This window comes from Clostridium sp. AM27-28 (assembly GCF_003480955.1).
GTDB classification, from domain to species: domain Bacteria; phylum Bacillota; class Clostridia; order Lachnospirales; family Lachnospiraceae; genus Otoolea; species Otoolea fessa.
Genome location: NZ_QUJT01000002.1, coordinates 226,949 through 249,541 on the forward strand (window position 1 = coordinate 226,949; position 22,593 = coordinate 249,541).

Sequence of the window (22,593 nt, forward strand, 5' to 3'; positions counted from 1 at the left end):
CCTTTCTATTGTTTTACTCGTCCTGCACCGATTAAGTGCTGTTGCCAGTAACTACTACTTAGGTCTGCATATCCTATCGGGTCGCCTGCGTGGTACATCTGTGTCGGCGAAACAAGAATACCGACGTGTGTTACATACGAACCAGCGTTATAGGTGGAATGGAAAAACACCAAATCGCCTGCTTTTGCCTGCGAGAGTGGCAGATGTTGGGTTGCGTCATACTGTGCTTGTGCTGTTCTCGGTAAGGAGATACCAGCTTTTCCATAGCACCATTGCGTCAATCCCGAACAATCAAAGGAAGTATTCGGGTTACTGCCACCATACACATACTTCCAGCCTTGATATTTCAACGCTTCATTCATTACCTTTTGTGCCAGTTCTCCCGATACCTGCGGAACTGCTAAATACTGATTGACTACTTCCACATAGAACATATTTCCATAGCCATACCGCCAGCCCCCATTCTTAGCAACGGCTATCGGGTTGGTGTAGGTTACTTTCTTTCCACCCGATTTCTCACGGGCGAAGCTCTCTGCAAGATTAAAAGTGTGTTTTTTTCCTTTTCCTGCCACATATCCCACATAGCCACCGCCATAGTTATAAGACTGTATCGCTACATTCAAGTCGTCGATACCTTGATTTTTGCAGGAAGAAAGCAGGGACGCAAAATACTTACACCCCTGCTTGATTGAGCTTTCCGTATCTAAGGAATTAGGCGGTAAACCAAGACTTTCCGAACTCTGCATAACATCTTCTGCCGTACCGCCACTTTCTACTTGAATGATAGCAAGTAACACATTGACATACTCGGAGATACCGTTTTCTCTGGCGTATTTTTCTACCATAGGCTGATGTTTCAAGACTTCTGCGGATAGGTTCATACCCGTAATGCCAGAAGAAAAATTGCTGTTCTCGTCGTCGCTGTCCGCACTAATGAGGACGCCAAAGAAAAGCACCAGAGAAAAGAGGATAGGAAACAGACTGCCAATGATAGCGATATGTTTCAGTTTCATTTTTTCTTCTGTCCTTTCTTCGTTACAAGGTTACGGGTTTTCTCTATGGTCTGCTGGTTCTTCTGGACGCTCTGGGTCTGCTGAACCTTTATCCTGCGGTCTTTGGTGTCATTCTGGCGTGTTTCCTGCGATACCACTTTTTCTACATTCTGCCTATGTACTGTCTGTGTAGGCTGGGGTGCTTTCTTATCAGAAGCACCAGAAGATAACGGACGCTCTTTGATAACATTTGTCTTGACTGGCTCACTTGCTTTCGGAGTTGGAGCTGTGGCTGGGCGTTTGACTTCCTGCATTTTTTCAACACTCGGCTTTGGAATGGTTGAAGCTGTGACTGGTCGCTCATGGGGACGGGTAGCTCCCGTTGTCGCTGATCCGTCAGCCTTTCGCTGTACCTGCCTTGCTTCTTGTGCCTTTTGAAGCTCCATACGTTTGTCAGCGATATTTTTCTTACGCTGTTCCTGCTTTTCCAAGCGTCCCGTCTGTCTGGACTGCTGTTCCTGCACCATGCCACGCTTGAAGTCGGACACGCTGGACTTTGCCTTTTCCTTTGCGGAATACACCGCATAAGCGGTCTGTGTCGGCATATCCTTGATATTCTCTTTGACAGCGTTTGCCTTGTCTTTCACTTTATTTTTCGTATCTAAAACAGCACCGACTTTTGAACCTGCACGCTGTCCCATGCTGGAAGTGGTATTGCCCCGATTTTCTTTAGAAGCCGTATTTTTTCTTTCGGCTCTCTTGCCAGCAACGGCACTTCCAGCCACCGCACCAGCTACACCGCCCGAAATACCGCCAGCACTTACCGCCCTTGCAATACGGTGTTCCATACGCCTAGCCCGATGTCGCATAAACAGATACGGTCTGCGGAATATGCGTCGTCCCATGCTTTGACTGTCGCCAGCATTAAGTGAGAACATACTCATTAAGTCGCCCAGCTTCATGTAGATACCAGCGAAACATACTATCTGCAAGAACGCCACCATAAAGAATGGGTAGTCTGTGGAAATGTTGTAAAACATACTGGAAATACTAAATGCCACCGTTACAATGAGCGTTATTCCTGCCCGTGTCATTATGGTATTAAATACTCTCACGATTGCCTGCTTTGCCATGCTTTCATAGCTCGGTATCATGGAAAGTAAAAAACTGATAGGTAAAAACATTGCAAAGATAATAAAAAGTATCTGGCTGAACAACATCATGCCCGTAAGCAAGAATACAAATATCGTGATACCCAAGTTAAAGAACAAGAGGAAGAACACCATACCCAAACGGTTCACGACCTGCGGTATTGTCAGATTGTTATTGTCGTTGTCCTCGATTTCTGTTTTCACGACTTCCTCTCTGGTTTTCCCGTCCTCGTCCTCTGGACTTGCCGATACGAGAGCTTCTACACGGTCTGTCCCGATTTCTTCTGCGTTGCTGTTCCCGAATTGAAGCAAGAGCCACGGCTGTTCCACTTGAATAGAAAATAGGCTGTCCCGTATCAAGTCCACGCTGTCCTTACCCTCGCTGTCGGAGTTAGGGAGCATGATTTTTGTTCCCAAATCCAAAGAAGCGGTACTGATGTCTGATGAAAATTCATTTATCTTCTTGATATAGTCGGGAGCATAAGCAATAAATGAAGCGGACAGCACGAACACCACCACAAAGTTGATAACAGCGTGAAGTGCTTTGCTGGTTTCCCGTTTTATCAGTCCCGTATAAGCAACGTACATTCCCACCACTAAGATAATGAGAAGCAGGAAACCAACATAGAAGCCCGTAGAAGAAAAGCCGTTCTCGGTAACGCCTGCAAGGGTCTGTATGCTCTTTCCGATACTGTCTGCCATATCATTGATGAAGTCCAGCTTATAGGCTTCCTGCACCACATAGCCCGTTGCATTACTCAAATACAAACTGATAGTCCAGACAAAGTTGGTAATGCAGTACAGCCCGTATTGTACCGATTTTCCGATACCGTCGAGCCAGTTCCACGGAAGCCACGACCAGCTATTATCGACGAAAAAATCAAGCTGGTAGTTGGAAAGGGGATATTTTGAATAAAGATTTTCTGCGTTTATGGTATCGTCTACAAGCCCCGTCGCATGAGCCACCGTCCCCAAAAGTGAAAGCAGGATAAGGGAGAGTGCCACCACGAACAGAGCCATTTTGAGAAAGTGGAAAATCTTCTTTTTTGTGAACACACCTTTTATCCTTTCTTTCATCACTCCACCTCATTTCTCTGTACGGGCGGTCTGGTATCAAAGGCGTGTAGCAGTTCTTCAAAGACTGGGTGTATCTGCACCACACCGACACGCCCGTATAAGTCCTGCAATAAGCATTGTCCGTTCTCCAAATCACGCAAGCGTTTCTGGTTGTTCTCATCGTCCTTGTCGATACCGAAAAACTCTAAGGTCTGCTTTATCTCGTTTATATCCGTGCTTCTAAATGCAAACTTTAAGCCGATATTGTTTTTCAGACTTTCCTTTGACACGTCATAGGCAGACTGGGTAACGAAATAAACGCCTGCCTGCATAGCTCGCCCAGCACGAACCAGCTTATTTGATAAGGTTTCTCCTTGTGCCACATTTAAGAACGCCCACGCTTCGTCTAAATCGACAATCTTAAAAATGCTTCTGTCCGAATGGATAAAATCAAGGGCAAAGGTACTAATCACAATCAGCATAGACACAGACAACAATTCAATGGTCGTGTATTCTTCAAAAGTGGTATCTTTATCTGGCAGTACAAGGTCGGCTACTTGAATGATATTGAGCTGATTATCCAGACTGATAGCATTTTCTACCGTACCGTCTGAAAACAGCAGGTGTGCAAAGTCGTAGTCCGTGAAGCTGTCGATATGGTCTGCGATATTTCTTGATATGGGCGTATCTTCACGGCGTAGCTCGTCTATCACATGGAGCAAGCCCCGACTGTCGCTCTGGGTAACGGAGCGTACTGCCTTACGAAGTACGGGGAATTTTTCGCCGTCCCTTGAAGAAATACCCGTAAGGAATGTTAAGATGTCGATTGCCAGACTTTCAGCGTCTTTTACATTCTTCATAATCACAAACGGGTCAAGAAGCCCTGCATTGTCCTTATCGCTGGTAAGATTTACGATATTGATTTCATGTGCAATCTCTGGGAGCGTTTCTTTCCAGTTACCACGCTCACTTTTAGGGTCTAACAGAAGTGCTTGACCGCCAAACAGCACCGCATAATATACCAGAAGATTGTTACAGAACGATTTCCCACCGCCAAGCGAACCGACAAAAGCAGACGCTAAAGCGTTGGTAACTGTACCTTTTACACCTTGACTGGCAAGGGACGGTTGCAGGTACACATTTCTTCCCGTATCAACAGAATAGCCCATATAGATACCCGTAGTTTCTCCTAACTGCTGTGTCGCACCAAAGCCAAGCCCAGCTAAAAAATCTGATTTTACATACTGCACATAGTCATTGATATATCGCTTGCTGGCTGGTAAAAATTCAGAATGAAGCCCCAGCATATCCCCAGCAGGACGCACCAGCTTTACATTGAGGTCGTCGTAAAAGTCCTTGACTTCATCACAACGGCGTTTCAGCTCGTCAAGATCGGGTGCAGACACCCGTATGACGTAGCTTAACTTATACATACTTTCTTTTGTCTGGTCTAAATCAGTTTCCAGCTCGTCCACGCTGTCTAAAGCGTCCACCACATTTGAGCTGGTTTCACTTCCTGCTTGATAGGCGTGATTATCAAGGTCTTTCAGTTCCTTTTTCTTGTTGCGGACGGTCGTTAATGCTTTCCGATTTTCCACGATTTCTACATTCATGCTCGTATCAACGGGGAATGTGAATTGCTGTTGCTGGAAATAGAAGATTTCAGACGACGGAAAATCAAGCTCTCCTACAATCGCATTGACGGTAAAATAGGACACATAGCTTTCCTTGTCCTCATGTTCCAATCGTAAATACCGCTGGCTTTCCTCAATCACACACCTTGTCGGACGGATAAGGTCGTAGTATTTTATCAGCGTCTCTTTGTTCAATTTTTTCTTTGGTAGCTGGTACTCATAATCTTCATAAGCGATACCGTCCCTGCCGTAAAGATGTTCCATGAGATACCCAAAATCATGGATTTCCAAGCGACGCACCTTAAAGCGACGGGAGATTTTATTTTCCAGTAACTTTTCCATTTTTATGTAACGGTTGATTTCATCATTCGGCATGGAAACAAAATCATTCATCAGCGTGTGGTTCACTTCATGGAGAAATTCTGTGAACGTCAGCCACACCGATTTTTTGATGTTCTTCAGATTGAGCTGTTCTTCCGTAACCATGAGCTTAAAGCCAAGAAAAAAGCGGTAGTCCACTTGATTGTCCCCAATCATAGATACTAACGCTTCGGTCTGTTCGTCTATCTTCTGGCAGGCAACTTCCTTTAATTTTCCAGTTACCAGCTTCTTTGACTGTTCCTGCATACTGCGGATTGAGCTTTCTGTGGCAATCTGCAACGCATGAATTTTACCCTCACGGGACTGTGCGATAAGCTGTCGGAAACTGTCATGCACGATAAATTTCTGCTCTGCGGATAGAAAAGAATAGTTGTATGGTATCAGCTCATAGTAGGCGAACACCTCATTGTCCTTGTTCCAGACAAGGTTATTGTCAATATATTTTATCGGGAACATAGTTCACACTCCTTACTGCCGTGATTGTTTCATTCAATATCTGCTTATGCAGTTTTACGGCTTTTCCTGCATAAGTGATTTTTGGTCGCAGGGCATAGGTTATCTGTGATTTCAAAAAGCTGTACGGCTTCTTTCCGTCAAAGGTTTTCTGCGACATGAACCAAGTGAGAGCAACGGGAATACCAAAGTATTTGAGAAATGCTCCCTCAATCATGGAAAGTGGGGGAATATCCCCAAACAGAATGATGATAAATTCCGTAATCACAAACCATGTAATCTGTGTAAAAGTAACGGGAAAGGGTAAGTTAAAGTCATTGATTGCATACAAGACTTTTTCCACGTTCCAGATACCCGTGTAGCTTTTAATCTTTTTCAAGTTCTTTCAGCTCCTTTCAAAATAGAAAAGGACAGCCATTTTCAGACTGTCCCTTAAAGAGAAATACGCTGTCAGTAGCAACAATGCTTGTCGCTGATCTTCCAGCGTTAATATGGTATCTCGCACATACCTCGGCTTGTTTCAATAAAGCAACCGCCCATATCCAAATCTCGCCCGTAGGCTTCATAGTCAATGTAATTCTGTAAGCTGGGTGGAATGTCCCCAAGTGCCTGCAATTCGTCTATGTAGTAGTAGGCAACATCTGTCATGGTTTCACAGTCGGGATAATAGTAAATATCGTCCTTATGTTCCACGACTTCTTCCAGCGTCCCATAGTGGCTGATAAATTCGTCCAGACACTCTACAATATAGTCGGGAAGTTCCTCTATCATTTCATACATCTCATTGAGTTCTTCAATGGAAACATACTCGCCAATCGCAATGGGAAAGTTGTCGGTATCATGGATAGCGTATTCCTCATACTGTTCATTCAAGCCGATTTTTTCTTTCACATCTTCCTCGTCAATGGGGAACGTGAACCAAGCACCGACTAAATAGCCCTCATTGTATTTGCCAAGATTAGCAATATAAACCGCCATATCATCAATCATAAGCACCACCTCATTTCCTACTCTGGCAGTTCAAAGATACCGTGTTCTGTTACTAAAAATTTCCCGTGTTCCTGCAAGTGAGAAGCGTAGGCTTCAAAGTCAAAGTAGTATTCTTGACAGTCCTCGGATAAATGCTTGAACATCGGGTCGTTCATCAGCTTTTGCCTTGCAACATCTATCATGCTTTTACAGTCGGGATAAACAATAATCACGTTCCTGCAAATATAAAGTGCTTCTAAATTTTCAAACACCGTAAGTAGTGATACATATTCTTCCTGCATATCACTTGAAAGCTGGCGGTACATAAAATCTAATTCGTTGAGCTGGTACACGCTGGTGTGTTCGTGGACTTCATCAGCATAAGGCAACACCTTTTCGATAATACGATAATCCCCACTTTCTGCACCGATACCTAACTTTTCTTCAAACTCGGCAACATCTATCGGCAGGTCGAACCAGTATGATATTGTTTCTTCGCCAGTTGTTCCTCTCGTTTCCACCAGCACCCTTGTTTCCTGCATTGTTCCTCACGTCCTTTCTGTTGCTTCATCACATCTTTTAAGCTCTGGTACGACATACCAAACACATACTTTGAAAAATCTTCTAACTGTTTTATATCATAATTCGTAAGCGGTAATCGCTTCATTTCATGCCACACTTTACGCTTGTAAGAGGGCAGGTTAGAAATATAATCACAGCCGACGTTTGCCTGCATATCCTTAAAAATATCGCTCATTTCATCACTCCAATCTGATTTTAGGTAAGAAAAAAGCAGTCAATCCTAAGACTAACTGCTTTATGTATATGGATATAATTTGATTAAGTTTTAAAACCAGTTTGTTTTTTCATCTCTAAATTGAGGGTTATCGCTGTGTTGATATGGATTATAGTTATTCAGATTGCAACCATATTCTTTTAATGATTTGATTTTGTTATCTTCTGTCCATTCAATTAAGGAAATACCGTCAAATTCTTCAACGCTTCCCGTATTCATTTCATTTTTAAAATACCATTCTACGACAGTTTGATTTTCTTTATGAAAGAACTGTTTAATATCCCAAATAATGACTTTACCACGAGTATTCCATTCATTAAACCAATGTTTTACTGTTTTAAGATTTTCATATTTAGGACACCAGCTTTCCGTATAAACAACATCTTCTGTAAAAATTTTATCTATTCCTAAGTCTTGCTGTTTCAACCACATATCAAACCATAAACGAATAATTTTTTCTCTCTCATTCAAAATAGAACACCTCGATTACTTCTTTTTTCACATTATAGCACCCATACATCAGCCCCACAATAAAATTTTATGCACCGATAATCTTATTGAACAGCTCTAACAGTACATCTTTCACACCGCCAGCATTGAATACCAAGCCGACAGCAATCAAGGCAACTACCAAGAAACCGATAAGTTTTGAAAACTCACGCTTGAACCCTAAGTAGATACCGATAACCACAATCGACATAAGCACTAAGCTCTGTGCGTTGCTTAAAAACCATTGATACAAATTTTGCCCGAAATTCATGTTATTTGTCCTCGCTTTCTTTTAATTTCTTCATTTCATAGTCAGCTCCTTTGCCAACACTTAAAATACACATCAAGGCTACGCCGATACCCGTTCCAACAGATACCAGCAGGAAGTCTTTCAATAATTCCCACATTTTTTCATCACTCCTAACTTTCTACTAAATCTTTTGCAGGGGTCGTCTGCTGTTTGATTATCATTTCATGCTTTTCTGTGAGCTTTGCCTGCTGTTCGATAGTTTTCATGTAGTCTGTTCCGTTTCCCTTATCAATCCTTTTCAGCATTTTCAAGGTCGGTGCTACCTGCCGTTGTACCCACCGCAATGTACGGTCTAAGGTGTAAGGCTCTGGCTTTGTCGTCAGCTTCAAGCTCTGTCTGTTATCGCCGATAAACCACGCCCAGCGGTCATTGAGTTTCCAGTCATTTTTTCGCTTGTCTGCTTCTTCATCAACAAACCGCACATACTGGTTGATGATAGAAAAGGCAGTCTGCTCTGCGTCATAATAGGTCAGCAAATCTCGTACTGCATAATAGGCACGTTCATTTCTAAGCCGTATCTCAAAACGGTTGATAATGTCGGCTTCTTCCAGCGGTGTCCCTAACTTGACGTACTGCTCATAGTCCTTTTCATAGATACAGAAATACACATCTGATTTTAGCGAACCAAGATAAAGGGTGCGTCCCATATATTCTCTGTCGTCCTCTCTATGCTTGATAAGCTCGCCCGACTGATAAAACTTATAACTTCTGGACTTTCCGATATATTCCCGTTTCCTGCATTTTTCCGCAAGCTCTGGAATATCCAAAATACCCGTATGGTCGTTGATAGCAAGGTCGATACGCTTCATCACGCCACCGTCTATGAGTGCGTCCATGAGAAAGTCATACCAACTTCTTTGTTGTGCCAGCAGGTAACTTTCAAACTGTCGGCAACCACGCCCCTTTAACTCTAAAAGGACACCTTTTTCTTCGTCAGCCGACGTATAGATAAAGATGTCCCCTAAAGAATAATGCTCCGTATAACTGTAATGTCCGTAATCTTCATGGAGCATATAATTGATATTCAGTTTTAATATATCTTTGATGATGTGCTGTATATCCAGCGTGGGAAAACGAATTTTCACATAATCAAACAGCATGGTAAGCGGTACTTCTGGATTGAACCTTGCCAGTTCCTTATGCAGAGTTTCCAGAAGTTCCTTTGACGGCTTCATTTTTCCACTTTCTATCTTGTTGAAATATTCCCTTGTGATACCAGAAGCCACCGCCAGCCTGCCTTGTGAGATACCGTAAGCAATCCGTTTCTCCCGTAATTCTTTTATCCGTTGTTCTTCATTCAGAACCATACCCCCAATCTGTAAAGTGTGAAGTTTTTTAAGGCGACTTCACAGCCGATTTTTGCTAGAAAACCATGCCAGAAGCCTTATGTTTCCTATGTTTTTTGTCTATTGTCTATTTGCAAACGTACCCCTCTGTTAGATACCGAGGGGTTCATCAGCAGAGCAGGGACAAGCCCTGCTCTGCAAAACGGCTTCCACGGTCGTATTTGCTCCGCCGACCGTTCCTGCCGTTGTGCAGGCAGAACTTATCCTACCTGTTCATACCAATGTAAACCATGATGAATGAAACATCAGCGGATAAACATAAATTTAATGTTTCTTCTGATATTTCACTTTTACGGATAGGGTCTGTTTCCAGAAAAGACTTATCAAGCAATTCAAAAACAAAATCAATCTGGCTGTTGCAAGCCGACTGTTTTCTATTTAAGCGTATCAAGAACAAATCGGGCATGAAGTTTTTTTCGTGAATTGCATTTTCAAGAATAGTATCAGCTTTTTTCTCAAACTGATGTTTTGGATTACATTTAAAATCGTGATAACGTTTCTGCACAAATCCCTCGCAATCGGCTAGAAAATCTCCATAATTGATACAGATACATTTTACGCTCTTAGCTTTCTCGTCTTTATCATCTGATTGTATTATTTTATTGATTTCTTTTATTTCCATGAGTTAGTTCTCCTTTCCTTGTTGTTCTGGCATGACTTGTCTTTCTTGTGCAAGCCTGCCGATTGTTTGTAAAAAGTCATGTCCTTTCGGGACTAAAGGCGTGTAAAACTCACTGATAACGCTTGTTCCCACATCACAATAGCCACGCCCCTTGATACGCTTCTGGAAAAACTGCTTTTTCACATCTGAACCGAACAGCATACCATAACCTAATTCGCTGATACGCCCCAATCCCACACGGAAATTGAAATTATCTCTGATACCGTCCGAGAAATACTTTGCGTCTGGACGCTGGCAGGCAACGATAAGGAAATATCCTGCTTGTCGTCCCAACATAACGATTTTCTTTAACTGGCTAAGTAAGCCCACGCTTTCTTTCGTCCCCAGCATTTCAAAAAATGCTACATATTCATCAAAGATAAGAAAGCAGGGTGGCAGTCCCAGATAGGCGTAGTTTTCGCCCGTCTTATAGTTTGGGTGTCGCTTCATTTCCTCACTTCGCTGTACCATGCCCTCATAAAAGGCATTGACGCAATCTATCATTTCTTCTTTGGTGTGATACACATTTCCCATAACAGTCCCTAAGTCTGCAAGGTCAGCGTTCTTCGGGTCTAAGATATAAAGGACAGCGTTGGTATGCAGTAAGGCTTCAATGAGCGTCAGAAGAAAATACGTTTTACCGCCACCAGTTCCACCAGCAATCAGAGCGTGAGGGAGTGCGTCATATTCCCAGACAAGATTGTTCATCAGTTTCAGACTGCCGTTTTCTGCCCGTACTTCATCAATGGTAATGCGGTTCGCTATCATATCATAAAGCAGGGTATATTCGATATAACCGTCATGTAAGGTCTTGTCGGTCAGCTCACAATACAAGCCACTTTCCAATTTATCCTCTAACCGTAAAAGCTGGTCTTGATATTTCCCCAGCGTAATTTCACAACGGATATGAAGCAAGCCTTTTTCCATTTGATAATAAATCTTTGGAAACCAGACAATTTTTTCCCTTGATCTGCTTTGCAGGTCAGTAAAAAAACCGCTGTCTTGTACGGTATCGGCTTCATACCACTTATTTTCCAGTATCATTCTTGCCAGCTTTTGACGGTGCAGGAGCTTCTTGAAACTATCGTAACTGAAGCGGTAATACAGAAAAGCGACCAATGCACAAACACCAGTCGCTATCAGTATAGTTATGAAGTTGTATGGGGAGAGCGTCAAGCCGTTCTCAAACAAGCCGAAATGCTCCCAATCGGTACGCATGAGCTGTTTGATATTGAGTAGCAGGAGAACCGCCACGAATACAAACAGAAGCGTCCCTATGGAAAAGTGGTAGACAAGGTGCTTGTCGCTGGCTCTGATACGGTGTCCTTTGTTCCAAATCTTACGCATAAATCAATCACTCCTTTCTGGGTATGAAAAAAGCAGTCAATCCTAAGACTAACTGCTAAAATAATATAACTGTTTATTTGGGCGAAACGTATTAGAGTAAATTTTTCTCTTTTAACATTTCAAGAAATTCTTTATATCCAACACAGTCGCAAGAAACTGTACAAATTTTTTTGTTTCCTACAAATATTTTCAATCCTATTTGCTCTTTTTCTGTGCAACGGGAAATATCATTAAATGAAATTTCTCTTGTTCTTCCAACAGCAGGAGTAATACGCAAATTATTTCCGTCAATTACTACCTTATGTCTTTTTAATGCCCACGCACAAAATTCAATCAATAGAACAAAAATAGCAAAAACAACAGAGTGTCCCACCGTATTATCAAATCCCATGAACAATCCTAAAGCTATTGCAATTCCTACCATTATCAATGAACAAATATGACATACTGTTTGATAGGCGTGTGATACAAAAACAGTATTTGTGAATTTTTCTTTTTTAGTTGCTTTTTGTGTCTTATCTAATACGAGAGATATAATAGGGACAACGAATACAGCAAATATAATAGCTCTTATCATAAACAGCACTCCTTATAATTAAATTTTTCATACCCATATTATAACAGTTTTATATATCCGCTACAACGAAAATCTATCCAACAATCCTATTTCTTCGGCTGTCCCTGTGGTGTAGGGTTCTGTGGATTGCCTGCGTTCTGATTACCTTTATTCTTCAACACAATATCCTCTGCCTTTACATACCAGTCCACATCTGCACCCATATAGGTTTTTCGTGATACAGTATCGGCTACGGGATTGACAAGTTCCACGACTGCATTGTACGGAAATTCCCTTAACGGTACTTCTGGCGGTACAGACACGGGGATAATTCCACCATGCAGACTGCACTTCAAATCATAGATACGTTTTTTTAGCTGGGTACTCGGTGTCCCGTCCTCATTCTGTAAGAACACATCACGCACCGCTGTAAATTTTAATTCTCCAAATGTTTTCTCTCTGTCAATAACAAACCCGTTTGATAATCTCATAAATTCTTCACTCCTTTACTTTTCTTCAACTGCTACAATATCATCAGCAACTAACACATAATCGGTATGTCCCATATCTCCGATTGCGTAACCTCTGCCGTATAACTTCGGATTGACAAGTTTTACTTTCTGCTCATACTTGAACTTCTTTTCGCCAGCCTGCACGGGAATTTCCACCACAACATTTTCGCCTTTCTGTACGTCAGAATAAAGGTTATAGCTTCGTCTGGCTAAGACCCTGCGGTTATTTTTATCTCTTTCAAAGACTGGCTCGCTTTCGCCTGCAAATTCAAGAGTTCCAAAAGACTGTGCCATATCTGGCACGACATATTTCATTTCCATATTGTTTTACCTCGTTTCTTTCTATTTTTGATAAATTGATTGTGATTTCTTATTCTGGCGGTTTGGGAAGTACCAGCAATCCCCCAGATAGTAAAGGGTAAAATCAATGCTTACGCACCCTTGACTATCCGTGTTCTTGCAAGTAAGTAGCAGACAAGCCAGAATAAGCAAAAGTCTGCCGTTTGACAGCTTCGGCGGAGAGCGTGATTTTTCTTTCATCATACCGTTACCGCCTTATGATTTTTTCATTTTACGGCGTTTGTAGAAGAAGATACCTGCCAGTCCAGCACCAGAGGTCAAAAGAAGTGCAAGCAGTCCGTAAAGGTTTGTGTTATCGCCCGTTTTGGGACTGTCGCTAGGTCTGCTAGGCTTTTCTGGTGTCTGTGGTGTTTCGGGTTTCTCGGGTTTTTCCTTAAAGGTAATCGTCTGTCCCTTATCCTCAATGTCTTTATGCTCGGTAACTTTCTTCGGCTCGTCTGGATTGCTCAAGTCGTACAATTCTTCAAAAGTTACAAGCTGTTTTCCGTCAAGAGAAGTAGCGTCAAAGGTAAAGGAAACTTCCACTTTCATAGTTTCGCTATCAGCAGTAAAAGTGTAATCACTTTCCACACGTTTTCCATTGATAAGAAGCTCTGCATTTTCTTCTTTCAACATCTGCCAGCCCACAAGTTTGTACTGTGTACCGACTTCTAAGCCCTCTAAGGTTACGGTATCAATGATTGTTACCTCTTTTCCAGCTTCAAGCTCTTTGTTGCCGTCCTTATCGGTAGCAGTCGTATGAATTTTGATGATACGCTCTGTGATTAAAACGGTCTGCCCGTCGTCCTCAATGTCTTTATGCTCCGCAACTTTCACGGGTTCGTCTGGATTGCTGAAATCATACAATTCTTCAAAGGTAACAAGGTTCTTGCCACCTAAAGCAGACGCATTGAATATATAGGAAATCTCCACTTTCATTTCTTCATCATCAGCGACAAAGGTATAATCGTTTTCTACACGTTTCCCGTCAATGATAAGCTCGGCGTTTTCTTCCTTTAGCATCTGCCAGCCTTTCAACTGATACTTTGTGCCTTTTGTAAGTCCGTCTAATTTGACAGTATCAACGATTGTAACCTCTTTTCCTGCAAGGATAGTCTTTTCGCCGTCCTTGCTGGTCGCTGTGGTATGGATAGAGATTTCTTTTTCGTATTCATCAGTCAGCGTCCCTAAATCAATCACAAGATTATTTCTTGATACCACGATTTCAAAAGGTGGGATAAGCTCAAAGCCTTTGTTACTATCAGAGCGTAATTCTTCAATGATGTAGGTATCGTAAGGTAACGCACCTTTGCTGTCGTCTGGTTCAGAAGTCCCAAACCACACACCGTCCTCGCTGGTCTTGCCTGCGTTGGTATTGTGCTTATGGGAAGCCCAGTCAGCAGAAGTGGAGAATTGCCCGTTATCATCAGTTACCACAACATGATTTTCGCCCGTCGTCTTGCTTGTGATCCTAAAGGGAACATCAGCAAGACGCTTGTGTGTGCCTGCACCGATTTTCACGCCCTCAATATCGCCACGCTTAATCTGATTATAGATAGAATGGGCTTCGTCGGTTAAGTCCACGATTGTTCCATTTTCTGTGATTGCAAAATCAATCGGTTTTGCACCGTCTGTCAAATATCCGTTTGGAGCTTCACTTTCAACGATACGGAATTTTCCATAAGGTAAAAGGTCAGCAGAAGTAGAAGCGATACCCTCAATATCTGTACGAATTGTCTTTACCACTTCATTTTTCTTATAGAGCTTGCCATCAACCAATACCGCATTTTCATTTAAGGAAATGATGTCAAAAGCTGTATCTTTCAAAGTGGCACTTCCTTGTGGCTTTGTATCGCCCGTTTCTAAATCTCGTTTCTGAATTTTGACACCGCCACGGATAACCTTGTCTGATACGGAAAACTGGTTACTTCCAGATAATACGGCAAGGTCGCCGTCCTCGGTAATCTGTGTTACATATAAGCCCTTAATCTGTTCAGACTTATCGCCAGCTTGCATATATGCACCGTCTAACAAGTAGCCGTTTGGAGCTTTTGTTTCCTCAACAGTAAGTGTCCCAAGTGGAAGAACGGCTTTTCCGTCCTGCATATAGAAACTGTCGCCAGATACCTTGTATGCGTCCGCTAATTTTGTGAGGTAGTGGGTTGTCCCGTCGCTGTCTGTTTCAGCGATTATCTTTGTAACCCATGTACGAGTAGCTTCGGCAGGGAGATTGTCTTTGTTATAGAAGCCTGCATAATACTTCCATGTAAATTCCGCACCTGCTAGAGAAGCGTTACCCTGCGGATTGTCTTTCTGTGTTTCCATATCAATCTTGAAAATCTCAATCAAAGTGTCTGTTATCTTTGGTGTATCTGATACGTTCAAGGTCGCTGTTTCGCCAGCTTTGATTGTCAATGGATAGACTCTTTTATCTACTTTATATCCTGCTGGTGCAGAAAGTTCCTTGATATAGACTGTGCCTGCCTTTACCTCTGCAACATCTGTGTTTCCGTTTTTATCAGTCGTAAGGGTGGCAAGCTGTTTCGTGCAGTCCTTATCAGCAAAGACACCGTATGTTGCACCAGCGATAGAGTAATTTCCGTTACCGTCTGTAATGCTGGTGTTACTGGAAGTCTTTTTAAGTTTCGCATTTCCGACATTTAATTTCGCCCAGAATTGCCCCAATTCCTGCCCCTCGCCAGAGTAGATATAACCGCCACATTCATAGCGTCCCTTATTTTCTTTGATAAAGGCTCTTGCACCAGAGAAAACTTCGTCCTGCGTTGCCTTTGGAATTTCATCATAAGAAGCTCGCACGTTGTCGCATTGCCAGCCTAGATGTACGCTCAATCTCTGCCAGACAACAAGCTGTCTTAAAAGGTAGGCATGATTGTTGCTTATTCCGCTGTGGCTGTCTGTGTACTGTTTCACATATTCGATGGATAAGGCAACGTCGCTTATCTGGTCGGCACTCATACGGGTGCTTGCGTCAGCTCTGGTCTTGTAGCCGTTCCTAAAATCTGTGTTAATGTCGATACAGTAAGCGTCCTCGCCCTCAACGGTCAAATGTCCCTCGTTAAAGGTAGAACCAATCGAACCGTCATTCATTACTTTTTCAACGATACCGACACGCTCTTTTGACTCCGTCCAGTATTGCTTGCTTTCTGCATGAACGGGTGTCGTCGGTAAAGCAGTAACGACAGTTGCAAGAGCTAAGAAGCCCGTACACAATCGTTTCAATGTCTTTTTCATAAATCTAATGCTCCTTTCATTTTGGGTAATAAAATAGCCGTCCCATAAGAACGGCTGAAAATAGAAAAGGAACGTCATGTTAGGCGTTCCATAGTCTATAAGTTATTCAATTTTTTCTTGTTTCAATACTGATGTGCTGTACCATATCTTTGCATATCTAGGAAAACTTGCGTATCAAGGCTCATTCGTTAGTAGTAAATAAGTAGTAAATTGATGTGTTTGTTTCCTTGAAAATGCTGATAGATACTGTGTTTTAGCGGATAATCAGATTTTTATTGTGTTTTTCACAGAAATGGTATAATAGCTACTAGAGGTTCTACGATTTATTTTTGTTAAATAACTATCTGGTTCAATAAATGTTCCATTTCCTAAACACGTTTTGATATATTTTGTTCTTGATTCGTTACTTTCATGTGCTATGTAATTGCGTAAGGTAATCATTTGGTTAAAAAGAGTATTATTATCAGCTACATTGAAAATAATGTTAAAGGGGCTGTTTACAAAAATGTGAGGTGCTAATGTTTCGATTTTTTTGATATAATCAATGTATTGCTTGTCACCTCGTAGAATTGCACGTAAATGTTCCTCATCGGTAAAAGCTAATTTCCTTTGAGGGCAGTATCCCTTACTGCTTGGAACACCAATACAATAACTTTCAAAAATTTTTGAGAGATATTGTTCGAACTTTACATATATTTTAAAAAAACTGGCTTCATATAATAAGGCTATATTAGGTTGCAAGGAAGCATTACATTGTTGGATATAGGTTTTTAAAGCGTCATTTTCCATTATAAATCCCCTGCAATATAGTTGCTTAAGAACTTGACTCGTTCAAATCTTTCTGTTTTATTTGTTGTTCTAGTACGATGTAACTTCTCAAATTCAGTAAATTCAACATACATATCGTACCATGAAGCTTTGTCTATGATACAGCGTTCAAAATGATTTTCAAACTGTGCAAGTCTATCTAATAAACAAGGCATATGTTCGCTTATGTGTTCACTTGAATATTCGGATTTGCGAGGTGCATCTAAGACTGGCAATCCATATAATTGATGGACTAATGCAGCAAAAAGGGTATAAAAATATTGTTTTCCAGAAAAACAATGAATGTTGCCATTAAGGTATTCATAGATAGAATTTATTACCTTCATTGTTAAATCAAATTTGGGCTTAATGGTTTCATAATCATCAAAAGATTTATCAAATTTGCCGTAAAGCCTGTCTATGCTTGTAGGAGTATCGGAATCAATACCATTAATAAAAATATTCAATAACATTGAAACTAATTCAACATCATCCATTCTAGAAAACTGTTTGTCGGTAAAAATTTTGTTATTGTAAAAAATATCACGATATTCTGCAGCCGTATTGTATGCAGCGACTTTAAATTCGCCCCAGAATTTTGAGTTTCGGATTTCTTGGCGATTTAATACGCAATTGTTCGTGTTTAAACGTGCAAACATATCATAAATAACGGTATCATCTTTTTCACTAATTACTTCTACAAACAAATCATAATCTAAAAATTGCTCTTGGACATCTTCATCTAAATCTTTATAATACATTCCGCCAAATTCTTCATTGTGAGATTTTGAAATTGAAAATTTATTATCAACGAATTCCGTAATAGCACGTAATCGTTGTTGGCCGTCAATGATTTCTCTATAAGTTTTTTTTGTGGCAACATCTATTGCTTGTCGCATAAAGATTGGAGGAATAGGCAAACCTCGAAGAATAGTATCAATTAAGTATGATTTTGCCTTTTCGTTCCAAACGCTATTGCGCTGATATTTCGGAGATAATTCTAATTCCCCATTGTCATACCACTGTAAAATATCATTGATTTGAATTATTTTAGGTGCTTTTTTTTTGAGCATAGCTATGACCCCATTGATTTTCATGATTTTACCTCCTCATTTAAGGATATAGAATAGTATGTAATCCTATGAAGAGATAATACATATATTATATACGATTTTATGAAAAAAAGAAATATTAGACAAAAAAATAGAACGCCGTCGCAACGCCGTCCTTACAAAAACACATAGGTTTTTATGATTCTGAAAATATTATATGCGTGTTGCTCCGATTTGTCAATATTTCCTGGCCAAAATGTCTTGACAAATTATAGCATTTTTTCAAAAGAACGCAGAAATAACTTTGCATGCAAATTCGTAATTGCTTTTGATTAATTCATTACTTTTAAAGAAACTTTTTTTCTCTGGCATTCGATTGAAGAACAAATATTTCAGTTCTTTTATTCTATGATGCCTCACCTTATCGGATACTACTAATTTGTATACATAAAGTAGGCAAAAGTCTTTTGATAACAATTTGATAACGGTTGCATGAGAGCCATTATTCTTGTAATCCAGTGGTTTTAGGGTTAGAGAATGATGACAGGTGGTTGTGCAACAAATAAATCCATATTTATCTAAAAAGCCCTTAGCTGTGGGTATAAAACTCATAGCTAAGGGCTTTTGTCGTGCTTATTTATCTGGTTTGAGTTTGTCTTGGAACATTTCGACCGTAAATGGTAAACCACACATCTCTAGAACTACACCTCCAAGTTTGAGATAATGTTGGAAAAGTTGTACAATACACTTTTCCCATTTTTCACACTAGGAGGTTAATTATGAACACCAAACTTGCCACAGCACAGATCCGTGTAAAAAACTGGGCTGCTATTATTCAGGAGCGCAACGAATCTGGTCTGTCTGTCAAAGATTATTGTGCACAGCATCAGCTTTCATGAGACTCTTATTATTACTGGCTCCGCAAAGTGAAAGAGGCCCTGCTTGTAGAAAGCGGCTTTGTTGAAGTAACGCAGCCAAAGCAGTTCCCTGTGCAGAGGTCTGTAACAGCTGATCCAAATGAAATGTTAACGCTCAAATTCTTCTGTGGTTCCAGTAACCGGAAGATCAAAGGGCTGGCCTGGGAGGAAGACGGCTTCCTGCTTATTTATAAGCGGCTGGAGGTGGGAACTTTTCAATGGCCCCGATCGGAAGCGGAAGCCCGGAACATCACTTCGGAGCAGTATCATCTGCTCATGAGCGGATACTCCATAGATCCATCTGTCCATAAGATCGATCCAAAACATCCAGTGTGACTTTTGTACAAAACAGAGAAGTTTTCTGTTTGATTCGAAAGCCTGTATGGGGATAAAAAGTTCTGTTTTTTATCCGCTTAACATGAATTGTGGACAGTCTTCTCTGCCACATGAAAAGTAAGCCGGATCCACCTGTTTTCAGGCAGCCTGGAAGGTATTCTCTACAGAAAGAACTGCTTTTGGAGCAGGAGTTTTCCACCGTCAAAATACCGAAAAGATATCGGTCTGATTTTTGTGTTTTTTCGCTTCTTCTGTTATACTGGATCCATAAAAGCGAAGGAAACTGATCGTCCGTATGGCACTTGCGTTATCAAAAGAACAGCTGGCAAAACTGAATAAAAAAGATATCCTGCAGCTCTTGCTTGAAAGCATGGAGCAGGAAAAAGAATTACGTAGCCAGCTGGCTGTTCTTACGGATGAGTTGAAACGGACAAACCAGCAGATGCAGGTGATCCTTGAAAAATGGAACCTTGCGCAGGCAACTCGCTTTGGACGTTTTTCTGAAAAAATGACATATGATACCGGAGCCTGCCAGCAGTTGGAACTAGCCATCATGTACGCGGAATGTTTCAATGAAGCAGAAGCATGTTTTTTACGGCAAATCTTGCTAATAACCCCAGGTTTCGCCTATAATAGGATTCAGTATGAATAATAGAAAGAAGGGGGTTAAGCAATGCAGGCATATACATATATTTCTAAGGGAAAGTTTGAATTAGTGGAAAAACCAAAACCGGTGCTTATGCACGAACGGGATGCGATTGTAAAGGTAACACTGGCCAGCATCTGTTCCAGTGATCTGCATATCAAACACGGAAGTGTGCCGCGGGCGGTCCCTGGAATTACAGTCGGTCATGAGATGGTAGGAATTGTGGAAGAAGTTGGGTCAGCGGTGACCCATGTGAAGCCGGGGGACAGAGTCACTGTAAACGTAGAGACCTTCTGTGGTGAATGCTTTTTCTGTAAAAATGGATATGTAAATAACTGTACGGACGAGAATGGCGGCTGGGCCCTGGGATGCCGTATCGACGGCGGGCAGGCCGAATATGTGCGGGTTCCATTTGCAGATCAGGGATTAAATAAGATTCCGGATGGAGTGACGGACCGGCAGGCACTGTTTGTGGGAGATGTGCTGGCGACCGGCTATTGGGCGGCGAGAATCTCTGAGATCACGGAGGAAGATACGGTTTTGATCATCGGTGCCGGTCCGACGGGTATTTGTACCCTTCTATGCGTAATGTTAAAGAAACCGAAACGAATTATTGTCTGCGAGAAAGATGAAAACCGCGTCCGCTTTATAAAGGAGCACTATCCGGATGTATACACCGTTTTACCGGAGGAATGTCTGGAATATGTTCAGAAAAACAGTGATCATGGCGGAGCCGATGTAGTCCTTGAGGTGGCAGGAGCCCCCTCTACTTTCCGGTTAGCCTGGGAATGTGCAAGGCCTAATGCAATCGTCACAGTGGTAGCGCTCTATGACGAAGCCCAGACGCTGCCGCTTCCGGATATGTATGGCAAGAATCTTACCTTTAAAACCGGCGGTGTAGATGGATGCGACTGTGAGGAGACGCTTCGCCTCATTGCAGAGGGCAAGATCGATACGGAACCGCTTATTACTCATACCTATCCGCTTAGCCGGATCGAAGACGCATACGAGCTTTTTGAGAACAAGAAAGATGGAGTGATTAAGGTAGCGGTGGAGTGCTAGTTGGATAAAGAAAGGTAAGAGATACATGCAGAACATCAGATGGGCAGTTCTTGGAACCGGAGTGATTGCAAATGAAATGGCCGTGGCCTTAAAGAAAAACGGGCGAAACATCGATGCGGTGGGAAACAGAACCCATGAGAAAGCGGTTGCATTTGCAGAAAAATATGGGATAAAAAAGGTATATGATAATTATAATGACATGTTTACAGACCCGGATATTGATGTAATCTATATCACAACTCCCCATAATACCCATATTAATTTTATGCGCAGGGCAATTGAGAATGGAAAGCACATTCTGGTCGAAAAATCTATCACCTTAAACAGCCGGGAACTGGATGAGGCAATTGCTCTGGCGGATAAAAAGGGTGTTGTCATAGGTGAGGCCATGACGATTTATCATATGCCGATTTATAAAAAGCTTAAAGAGATTCTTGAGTCAGGGAAACTTGGAAAGGTGAATCTGATCACTATGAATTTTGGAAGCTTCAAAGAATATGATATGAACAACCGCTTTTTTAATAAAAACCTGGCAGGAGGTGCCATGCTGGATATCGGGGTGTACGCGCTTTCCTTTATTCGGTGGTTTATGGATTCCAAGCCGGATCAGCTTTTATCTCAGGTAAAACCGGCACCTACCGGAGTGGATGAACAGGCAGGATTGCTGCTGATGAATCAGGAAGGCCAGATGGCATCTGTCATGTTGTCGCTGCATTCCAAGCAGCCGAAAAGAGGCATGGTATCCTGTGAAAAGGGATATATAGAAATCATGGAATATCCGAGAGCCTGGGAAGCGAGAATCACCTATACAGATTCCGGAGAAACGGAAGTGATTCAGACCGGTGAGCATGCAGATGCGCTGGTCTATGAGCTGGCGGATATGGAGAAAGCCATCCGTGGGGATGCAGAATGCATGCATTTGGATTATACAAAAGATGTGATGGATATGATGACGGAATTCAGAAAAGAATGGGGATTTCAGTATCCGGAGGAGATGTAAATTATGGTACGAAAACACATCTTTTTTTCAGGTGATGTCCAGGGCGTCGGCTTCCGCTACCGCTCCTTTTATATCGCCCAGTCCCTTGGCCTGGCCGGCTGGGTGGAGAACCTGTGGGACGGAAGAGTGGAGATGGAAGTGCAGGGAAGCGAAGCTTCCATTCGGGAAATGTTAGCTAGGATTCAGCAACAGAGATGGATCAACGTGGCGGATATGGAGATCACAGAGATTCCCTGTGAAGAAGAACGGGGATTTAAGATAAGATAAAAACGAGGGGAATGTTACTATGTTTATCAATTTTTCCAATCATCCAAGCAAACTTTGGGCAGAGGAAGAGAGAAATGCGGCTCTTCAGTATGGCACGATTGAGGATCTGGCCTTTCCGCAGGTTCCGGAAGGCGCAGTCTAATCACTGGCTAAGCCAGTGGTCATGATTTGCATTACCAGAGCTAATTCCGTTTTTTGATGTATAAAAATACAGAAGAATGACATAAAATATGTAAATTTTCACTTGGATTTTACGCATTCT

General features: G+C 41.8%; 25 protein-coding genes. 6 read left to right on the forward strand and 19 right to left on the reverse strand.

What is annotated here, in order from left to right; translation table 11 throughout:
• Window positions 1–5 precede the first annotated feature (5 nt).
• The 19 genes from DW720_RS03785 to DW720_RS03880 all read right to left on the reverse strand — a co-directional run bounded on the left by DW720_RS03785 (window position 6) and on the right by DW720_RS03880 (window position 18,148).
• Window positions 6–1,013, reverse strand: a complete 1,008-nt coding sequence (locus tag DW720_RS03785) for a bifunctional lysozyme/C40 family peptidase (RefSeq protein ID WP_003059774.1) — start codon at window positions 1,011–1,013, stop codon at window positions 6–8.
• Window positions 1,010–3,220: an MFS transporter gene (locus tag DW720_RS03790; RefSeq protein ID WP_003060083.1), complete on the reverse strand. Its 2,211-nt coding sequence runs from the start codon at window positions 3,218–3,220 to the stop codon at window positions 1,010–1,012. Before DW720_RS03790 ends, DW720_RS03785 begins: the two co-directional genes overlap by 4 nt.
• The gene (locus tag DW720_RS03795; RefSeq protein ID WP_003060327.1) at window positions 3,220–5,670 is read right to left on the reverse strand and encodes an ATP-binding protein; all 2,451 of its coding nucleotides are present in this window, start codon (window positions 5,668–5,670) and stop codon (window positions 3,220–3,222) included. The genes DW720_RS03790 and DW720_RS03795 overlap by 1 nt, the downstream gene beginning before the upstream one ends.
• Window positions 5,648–6,046, reverse strand: coding sequence for a conjugal transfer protein (locus DW720_RS03800; protein WP_003061368.1), 399 nt, complete (start codon window positions 6,044–6,046; stop codon window positions 5,648–5,650). Before DW720_RS03800 ends, DW720_RS03795 begins: the two co-directional genes overlap by 23 nt.
• A 107-nt stretch (window positions 6,047–6,153) precedes the next feature.
• The gene (locus DW720_RS03805) at window positions 6,154–6,657 is read right to left on the reverse strand and encodes an antirestriction protein ArdA (RefSeq protein ID WP_002323345.1); all 504 of its coding nucleotides are present in this window, start codon (window positions 6,655–6,657) and stop codon (window positions 6,154–6,156) included.
• 17 nt (window positions 6,658–6,674) lie between these two features.
• Complete coding sequence (locus DW720_RS03810) at window positions 6,675–7,178, reverse strand: antirestriction protein ArdA (protein ID WP_003062492.1); 504 nt, start codon at window positions 7,176–7,178, stop codon at window positions 6,675–6,677.
• The gene (locus DW720_RS03815; protein ID WP_008687105.1) at window positions 7,097–7,393 is read right to left on the reverse strand and encodes a hypothetical protein; all 297 of its coding nucleotides are present in this window, start codon (window positions 7,391–7,393) and stop codon (window positions 7,097–7,099) included. Before DW720_RS03815 ends, DW720_RS03810 begins: the two co-directional genes overlap by 82 nt.
• Before the next feature lie 90 nt (window positions 7,394–7,483).
• On the reverse strand, window positions 7,484–7,903 hold the full coding sequence (locus DW720_RS03820) for a nuclear transport factor 2 family protein (protein ID WP_003060053.1): 420 nt from the start codon (window positions 7,901–7,903) through the stop codon (window positions 7,484–7,486).
• 67 nt (window positions 7,904–7,970) lie between these two features.
• Window positions 7,971–8,192: a hypothetical protein gene (locus DW720_RS03825; protein ID WP_003060793.1), complete on the reverse strand. Its 222-nt coding sequence runs from the start codon at window positions 8,190–8,192 to the stop codon at window positions 7,971–7,973.
• A gap of 1 nt (window position 8,193) precedes the next feature.
• Entirely contained in the window at window positions 8,194–8,328 is a 135-nt protein-coding gene (locus tag DW720_RS03830; RefSeq protein WP_003061156.1) for a DUF3789 domain-containing protein, read from the reverse strand.
• Between the two features lie 13 nt (window positions 8,329–8,341).
• A complete protein-coding gene (gene mobT / locus DW720_RS03835; protein WP_003062030.1) occupies window positions 8,342–9,538 on the reverse strand; it encodes a MobT family relaxase in 1,197 nt (398 codons plus the stop codon).
• Between the two features lie 244 nt (window positions 9,539–9,782).
• Window positions 9,783–10,199, reverse strand: coding sequence for a hypothetical protein (locus DW720_RS03840; RefSeq protein ID WP_009290089.1), 417 nt, complete (start codon window positions 10,197–10,199; stop codon window positions 9,783–9,785).
• Window positions 10,200–10,202: 3 nt separating this feature from the next.
• The gene (locus tag DW720_RS03845; RefSeq protein WP_118749271.1) at window positions 10,203–11,585 is read right to left on the reverse strand and encodes an FtsK/SpoIIIE domain-containing protein; all 1,383 of its coding nucleotides are present in this window, start codon (window positions 11,583–11,585) and stop codon (window positions 10,203–10,205) included.
• A 91-nt stretch (window positions 11,586–11,676) separates the two neighbouring features.
• Window positions 11,677–12,162 (reverse strand): DUF6560 family protein, encoded by a 486-nt coding sequence (locus DW720_RS03850; RefSeq protein ID WP_004843350.1) that lies wholly within the window; start codon window positions 12,160–12,162, stop codon window positions 11,677–11,679.
• 86 nt (window positions 12,163–12,248) lie between these two features.
• A complete protein-coding gene (locus DW720_RS03855; protein WP_077707058.1) occupies window positions 12,249–12,632 on the reverse strand; it encodes a YdcP family protein in 384 nt (127 codons plus the stop codon).
• Between the two features lie 15 nt (window positions 12,633–12,647).
• Window positions 12,648–12,974 (reverse strand): YdcP family protein, encoded by a 327-nt coding sequence (locus tag DW720_RS03860; protein WP_005339720.1) that lies wholly within the window; start codon window positions 12,972–12,974, stop codon window positions 12,648–12,650.
• A 234-nt stretch (window positions 12,975–13,208) separates the two neighbouring features.
• Window positions 13,209–16,244, reverse strand: coding sequence for an SrtB-anchored collagen-binding adhesin (locus DW720_RS03870; protein ID WP_117971070.1), 3,036 nt, complete (start codon window positions 16,242–16,244; stop codon window positions 13,209–13,211).
• Window positions 16,245–16,508: 264 nt separating this feature from the next.
• A complete protein-coding gene (locus DW720_RS03875) occupies window positions 16,509–17,033 on the reverse strand; it encodes a hypothetical protein (RefSeq protein ID WP_118749272.1) in 525 nt (174 codons plus the stop codon).
• Complete coding sequence (locus tag DW720_RS03880) at window positions 17,033–18,148, reverse strand: DUF262 domain-containing protein (protein WP_207665577.1); 1,116 nt, start codon at window positions 18,146–18,148, stop codon at window positions 17,033–17,035. Before DW720_RS03880 ends, DW720_RS03875 begins: the two co-directional genes overlap by 1 nt.
• Before the next feature lie 944 nt (window positions 18,149–19,092).
• Here DW720_RS03880 and tnpB point away from each other — a divergent pair.
• The 6 genes from tnpB (at window position 19,093) to DW720_RS16120 (ending at window position 22,473) form a co-directional block, all read left to right on the forward strand.
• Complete coding sequence (gene tnpB, locus DW720_RS03885; protein ID WP_279221041.1) at window positions 19,093–19,356, forward strand: IS66 family insertion sequence element accessory protein TnpB; 264 nt, start codon at window positions 19,093–19,095, stop codon at window positions 19,354–19,356.
• Window positions 19,357–19,651: 295 nt separating this feature from the next.
• Window positions 19,652–20,008, forward strand: coding sequence for a hypothetical protein (locus tag DW720_RS03890; RefSeq protein ID WP_118673108.1), 357 nt, complete (start codon window positions 19,652–19,654; stop codon window positions 20,006–20,008).
• A gap of 21 nt (window positions 20,009–20,029) precedes the next feature.
• Window positions 20,030–21,064: an alcohol dehydrogenase gene (locus tag DW720_RS03895; RefSeq protein WP_118673109.1), complete on the forward strand. Its 1,035-nt coding sequence runs from the start codon at window positions 20,030–20,032 to the stop codon at window positions 21,062–21,064.
• 25 nt (window positions 21,065–21,089) lie between these two features.
• Window positions 21,090–22,064, forward strand: coding sequence for a Gfo/Idh/MocA family oxidoreductase (locus DW720_RS03900; RefSeq protein WP_118742909.1), 975 nt, complete (start codon window positions 21,090–21,092; stop codon window positions 22,062–22,064).
• A gap of 3 nt (window positions 22,065–22,067) precedes the next feature.
• Window positions 22,068–22,331: an acylphosphatase gene (locus DW720_RS03905; RefSeq protein ID WP_182427964.1), complete on the forward strand. Its 264-nt coding sequence runs from the start codon at window positions 22,068–22,070 to the stop codon at window positions 22,329–22,331.
• A gap of 19 nt (window positions 22,332–22,350) precedes the next feature.
• Window positions 22,351–22,473: a hypothetical protein gene (locus DW720_RS16120; RefSeq protein ID WP_270707184.1), complete on the forward strand. Its 123-nt coding sequence runs from the start codon at window positions 22,351–22,353 to the stop codon at window positions 22,471–22,473.
• Window positions 22,474–22,593: the final 120 nt, after the last annotated feature.